The organism is candidate division WOR-3 bacterium, from assembly GCA_039801365.1.
GTDB lineage: Bacteria > Hydrothermota > Tepidihabitantia > Tepidihabitantales > Tepidihabitantaceae > JBDRUN01.
This window is the reverse complement of record JBDRUN010000117.1, coordinates 1-6,057: the sequence shown is the minus strand read 5'-3', so window position 1 is coordinate 6,057 and position 6,057 is coordinate 1. Positions and strand designations below refer to the sequence as shown.

The following is a 6,057-nucleotide window of genomic DNA, read 5'->3' as shown; positions in this document are numbered from 1 at the left end:
GCAGCCGGTACTGTACTTGCCTGCCGACTGGCGCTTGATGACAAGGTGGCGATGCACCTTGGTGGCGGGTTTCATCATGCGTTTGCGGACCATGGCGAAGGATTCTGCTACGTCAACGACATCGCGGTGGGCATCAGACGCATGCTTGCGGACCGACGTATCGAGCGGGCCGCGGTCATTGACTGCGACCTGCACCAAGGTAACGGTACGGCCCGCATCTTCGCAAATGAGCCGCGGGTTTTCACCTTTTCGATCCACCAGGAGCATCTCTATCCAATCAAGGAGGACTCGGACTGGGACATCGGACTCGACGATGAGACTGGTGACGACGTGTACATCGAGCATATGCGCCAGGCGGTACCGAAGATACTGGACGACCACAAACCTCAGCTTGTTGTCTATGTTGCCGGCGCCGACCCATACCACCTGGACCAGCTTGGTACGCTCCGGTTGACCAAACGTGGCCTTGCCCTGCGGGACCGCATCGTGATTGACGGTTGCCACAAACGTGGCATCCCAGTTGTTCCGGTTCTGGCCGGCGGCTACGCACTGGACACGAAGGACACGGTTGACATTCACACCAACACGGCTAGGGAGTGTCTGCGCGTGCTCGGTCAGCTGCCGAAGCCGGTCGAGGCGGCGACGACGCCGGAACCCACAGAGCCGGATGTTGACCTTTCTGAAAAAGAGTAGCGTCTGACAGTAGCCAGTTCTTCGCGGCCGCGCGTCTGTTTGATGACTTCGTCCCATCCGGTTGACTACAGCCGGTTCTTTCATCGTGAAGCGGTTTCGCTGGCTCGTGCTGGATACGACGTGTCTCTCATTGGGCTTGAGTCCGGTTCGAAGCAGCGGCCGCGCAAAGGTGTCAGTGTGTTTGCGGTTCCCCGGTTGCGCGGAATTGCCAAGAGCCGGACCCTCGCGCTTATCCGACGCCTAGCCGAGGAGCAGGCGGCCGCCGTGTACCATTGCCTTGATCCCTGGACCCTGGAACTCGGCCTTACCATTGCGCGCAGGCATCCCGGAACAAGAATTGTGTATGACTCAACCGAGCTGTATCCAGCGGTGTATGCCGAGCGCGACGACCTTCTTGCGCCGGTTCGCTGGCTTCTGGCTTTGCGCGTCAAATACCTTGAGCGCGAAGCTCTGCGCCGCGCTGATGCGATAATTGAGACCAACGCGACGCGGGCAAGACGCTTCGCCGACCAGGGTCGGGAACCGGTGCTGGTCCCAAACTATCCGGCACTCGACTCGGTTCCAGAGCCAGCAACTCGGCGCAAGCCGTGGTTAGCCTACACCGGGATGGTAACCAGGCACAGGGGATTTGACAAATTGCTCGAGGCATTTGCCAAGGTCGTAGCCGAATTTCCTGACGCGCGGCTCCGGGTTGTCGGTAACTTCGATCCGCACTCTGATATTGAACGCTGGGCCAAGTCGTTTGTGGCTCAGACCGGCATTGCTGGCCAGGTGGAGTTTCTGGGCTGGCTGCCCTACGAACAGATGTTTCTGACAATCCGTGAAAGCTCAGTCGGCATCATCCTGCTTCAGCCTGGCCGGACCAATGACTACACCGGTCAGCCGAACAAGCTATTCGAGTTCATGGCCATGGGCATTCCGGTAGTCGCCAGTGACTTCCCCGAAATTGCGGCGGTCGTGCGGTCGGCCGGATGCGGCTGGCTCGTTGACCCAACCAATGTCAACAAGATTGCCCACGTTCTCCGGGCCGTGCTAGGTAGTCCTGAACGCGCCCAAGCCGCGGGCCGGGCAGGAAGGCAGGCAGTGCTGGAACGGTACAACTGGGCCGAGGCCGAGAAAAACCTGGTCGGCTTGTACCGGTGTCTTATGGCATGAAGCGGGCGACAAAGAACGCTGCGTTCCTCCTCATCGGTGAGGTCGTGACAAGGTTGCTCGGATTTCTGGTTTCAGCCCTGCTTGCCCGGCGTCTGGGAATTGACGGGTTTGGCCAGGTCGGATTTGCCTTCTCGGTGATGTCCTACGGAGTGATTGTGACCAAGTTTGGCCTTCTTACTGTTGGCATCCGCGAGGCCGCGCGCGACCGGACCAGGATTCCGCACCTGGTCAGCAACGTGTTGTCGCTCCGCCTGCTCTTGAGTCTAGCGGCGACCGCCGCAATCGTGTGTTTTGCCCTGCTTGTCCGTAAAGACCAAGGTGTCAGACTACTACTCATCCTTTTCAGTACCGGAGTCGTGGCCCAAACGTTCATGCTTGAATGGCTCTTTACCGGCATTGAGCGGACTGAGTTCGTCGCGCTGGGACACGTCCTTACCAATGCACTGTACTTCGTACTTGTCGCCCTGCTGGTGCGCGGGCCGCATCAGATTCTGCTGGTTCCCTTGGCGCTTGCGGCTGCGACGATTGTGGCCGCACTCGTGCTGGCGGCGCGCTACGCAGCCGAGTTCGGCATGCCGCGACCGGGCTTTGACCGCGACGCCTGGAAACAACTGGCCATGACTTCCTGGCCAGTCGGGGTGGCTTCGGTTCTCACCCAAATCTACGTGAACTTCGGCATCATCGCGCTCGCACTTCTTCGCACCGACAAGGAAGCCGGCCTTTTCACCGCGGCCCAGCGCCTTGTATTTTTCCTCCTGATGCTGGACCGGGTGTTTCAGGCTGTGTTCCTGCCGATGGTCAGCCGGTACTACAAATCGGCTCCGGACCGTCTGCCCGGACTGGTCGGAACCGCGGTGCGTGTAATCATCGTCCTCACCCTGCCATTGTGCATCGGGCTCAGCCTGCTTGCGCGACCGGCCGTGATCGTGGTATTTGGCAACAACTATCTGGAAGCAGCGGTCCCAGTTGTTGTGCTTGTCTGGTTCCTGCCGCTTAGTCTGCTCACAACCCTGGCCGGGTACACGCTGCTTGCATCTGGCCAGGAACGGCGATTCTGCCTGAACACCGGGGTCGGGGTGGCCTTGGCGCTCGCACTGTCAGTGGCGGGCATTGTCGTCTGGGGAGTAACCGCGGCAGCAGTCGCACTGGTCATCGGTGAGGCGTGCATGCTCATCCTAATGGGCCGGGACTTCCTCAGGTTGTGCCGCCCGCAGCTTGACAGACGCATGTTTGTTCCTCTGCTCGGCGGTCTCGGTGTGGCCGCGGTCCTTGTACTCCTGCGCAACTGGAACTGGATGGTTGCGGCCGCGGCCAGCGCTGTAATCTACCTTGCGGTCCTGCTTCTTGGCCGAGGCATTGGCAGAGAGGACTTGGGCCTGGCTGAGCAATGATCGGTCTTCTCGGCACTGACCCTGTTTGGTGCAGTCTGCTGGTGCAGGAAGGTGTTCCCTTCTTAACCAAAGCCCTGGAGCAGTCGGACGGTGCGGCCGTGCTTATCATTGACCGGGTGCCCGAGGGACCTGAGCTTTCAGCGGTCAGACGTTTTGTTGCTTCCGGCGGCAGCGTGCTGGCCTGGGCCGGGATTGGCTCCAGAGTCTGGCCGGAACTGACGACCCGTCGGGTCCGCGCCGGCCACATCTTCCCGGACCAGTCGTCTCTGTTTCGCAACGTGGGCGGTGTTGACCTGGCTGGCTCTTTGCTGGTCCCGACCGGTGCAAACTACGGTCTCTTGCGAGGAGGCAGGCCGGCTGTGTTTGCTGGCAGATTCGGTTCAGGCCACGCGGTTCTGCTGCCATTCGACCCGGCCAAAGTCCTCGCTGGGCGCGGCTCAGCACCACGTGTGTTCTCCACTCGCTTCTCACGGCCGGTGTTCGAGACTGTGGCACGGGTGAGCAGGGGAGAGGTGCGTCGCCTGGTAGCTAATGGACTCAGATTCCTGCTTGGAGCCAGGGGACTGCCTTATGTACGCCTTTCCTATGTCCCTGGAGGCCATGCCAGTGCTTTCTGCTTCCGGGTGGACACTGACTTCTGTTCGTCTCAGGCGATTCACGATGTGGCCGAGGTGGGCAGCAGGCTGGGGCTAACTTTGTCATGGTTTGTCAACACCGGGGCGGCAGAGGGTGAGCTCAGTCGCCTTGTTGCGGGGCCGCTCCGAGAGCATGACATCCAGCTCCACTGTTATCGGCACCGGGTGTATCATGATTATGGGCGCAACCGTGCCGACATTGCAAAGGGAGTTGAACTATTGCAGGCAGCCGGAGTGAGGCCGGTCGGAATCGCCGCACCTTACGGTGATTGGAACGAATCGTGGAACCGGGCCGCGGCCGATGCGGGGTTGCAGTACAGCTCAGAGTTCAGCATCGGTTATGACGACGTACCTTTCCGGCCCGTAGTCAGTGGCAATCCATCAAGCCTGCTCCAGGTGCCGATCCATCCGGTCTGCTTTGGGCGTCTTGTCGCGGCCCGGGCCCGGCCCGAGAGCATTATTGCCTACTTCGAGCAGGTGATAGGAATTCAGGTGACGCGGCTCGAACCCTGCATACTGTACGACCATCCATCCGTATTGGAACGTTTCGCCGACCAGTTTGAAACTGTCGCGGCCTGTGGGCTCAGGGAATGTGGTGTCGGCATCACGATGACCGAATACGCCCGCTGGTGGGTGAAGCGCGAAAAGACCCGGCTTTGGGTCGGTGTCCGCGGCCGCGAGCTTGAGCTTGAAACCGACTTAGACGATGCCGATACGTATCTTGTGGCTTTTCGCGAAGACCAGATGGCTATCGTACCGCTGCGGAACGAGAGAATAGGCCTGGACCGGCTAGAGTGGCGGACACATCCTCTAATGTCGGACAGAACCATTGAGTGGCGCGCACCGGATGCACGCGTGAGGTTACAGGAGATACTCAGACGCCGTTTCCGGCGCTGCTAAGGGAGGAAGTGAAATGAAGGTGATGTTTGGCACGTTCTCAGCCGCAACCATACTGGGAGGAGGAGTGAGGGTTCAGGTCAACTCTCTGGCCCGGGAGCTGCGCAAACTGGATGTTGAGGTGGAGTTGTTCGATCCGTGGAAGGACTACCAGCTCAAGGAGTACAATCTGTTTCACTTGTTCGGCGCCCACGTTGGCACATACCACCTCGGCAGGGCGGTGAAGAGTCTGGGAATGAAGCTGGTATTGAGCCCTGTATTCTACAGTCGGCGGTCAGCGCGGAGCGTGGCATCGTTCGTAGCCGTCTCCAAGCGCCTGCGAAAGCGTGGTGGGTTCTGGACTGAGCACATGTTTTGCAAGGAGTTATGCGACATGGCTGACTTGGTACTGCCCAATACAAGAGCAGAGGCGGACATGATGACCGGCGCTTTCGGGGTGCCAGCAGCAAAGCTCGGGTTGCTCCCAAATGGTGTGGACGAGCGGTTCTATTACGCCAGTCCGGACGAGTTTGTCTCCCGGTATGGGTTGAGGGACTTCATCCTATATACCGGTCACATTGGCTGGGGACGCAAGAACGTTCTCGCCCTGTTGAACGCCGTCCGGGGAATTGACCGGCCGCTCGTACTCATCGGCGGGGTCATTCACAACGATTACGGTCGGCGTTGCCTTGAGCTCGTTCGCGAGCTACCTGGTGCCATCCATATACCTGCGCTGCCGGCCGACTCGACCATTCTTGCCTCAGCCTATGCGGCCTGCGACACGGTGGTGCTGCCGTCTTTCTACGAGACCCCAGGTCTTTCCGCACTGGAGGCTGGGTTGGCTGGTGCAAAGGTCTGCATCACGAAGCACGGCGGAACAACCGAGTACTTCGGAGAACACGCAACGTACTTGGAACCATCGTCGGTGGAGTCAATAAGGCAGGCTCTTGTCGAATCAATCGCAAAGCCGAAGACAGAAGCTCTACGTGAGCTGATACGACAACGTTTCCTGTGGGGAGAGGCCGCCAAGGTCCTCGCAGCCGCCTACAAGAGACTGACAGCAGAGCAGGCCTAGCCCCTGCTCCGCTGTCAGTTTACATAATGCACCTTATCAGAACTAGGCTCTGGCTAGAACTTGAACCAGCTCGCGGCCAGCCCGCCTAGTATCGGCATCTTCCAGTACTTGCCACTTGCGGCATTGATGATCCCCATAATCGCCATCACCAACCAGTAGATATACACAGCCGCAAGCACCAACCAGCCGAGGAACGGTATCCAGCCGACTATCCAAACCGCGACCATTAGGA

The 6,057-nt window shown here is 59.6% G+C and carries 5 protein-coding genes; all 5 read left to right on the top strand.

The genetic code is table 11. The features are described 5' to 3' along the window. Window positions 1–693: histone deacetylase (locus ABIL25_10665; GenBank protein MEO0082728.1), on the top strand; the 693-nt coding region annotated here is incomplete at its 5' end. Window positions 694–735: 42 nt separating this feature from the next. Continuing rightward, window positions 736–1,848: a glycosyltransferase family 4 protein gene (locus ABIL25_10660; protein ID MEO0082727.1), complete on the top strand. Its 1,113-nt coding sequence runs from the start codon at window positions 736–738 to the stop codon at window positions 1,846–1,848. Then, window positions 1,845–3,239 carry a flippase gene (locus ABIL25_10655; GenBank protein ID MEO0082726.1) on the top strand — a complete coding sequence of 465 codons (1,395 nt, stop codon included), beginning with the start codon at window positions 1,845–1,847 and terminating at the stop codon, window positions 3,237–3,239. The genes ABIL25_10660 and ABIL25_10655 overlap by 4 nt, the downstream gene beginning before the upstream one ends. Next, entirely contained in the window at window positions 3,236–4,774 is a 1,539-nt protein-coding gene (locus ABIL25_10650) for a polysaccharide deacetylase family protein (GenBank protein ID MEO0082725.1), read from the top strand. The genes ABIL25_10655 and ABIL25_10650 overlap by 4 nt, the downstream gene beginning before the upstream one ends. 13 nt (window positions 4,775–4,787) lie before the next feature. Beyond that, window positions 4,788–5,825: a glycosyltransferase family 4 protein gene (locus ABIL25_10645; GenBank protein ID MEO0082724.1), complete on the top strand. Its 1,038-nt coding sequence runs from the start codon at window positions 4,788–4,790 to the stop codon at window positions 5,823–5,825. The last annotated feature ends 232 nt before the right edge of the window (window positions 5,826–6,057 follow it).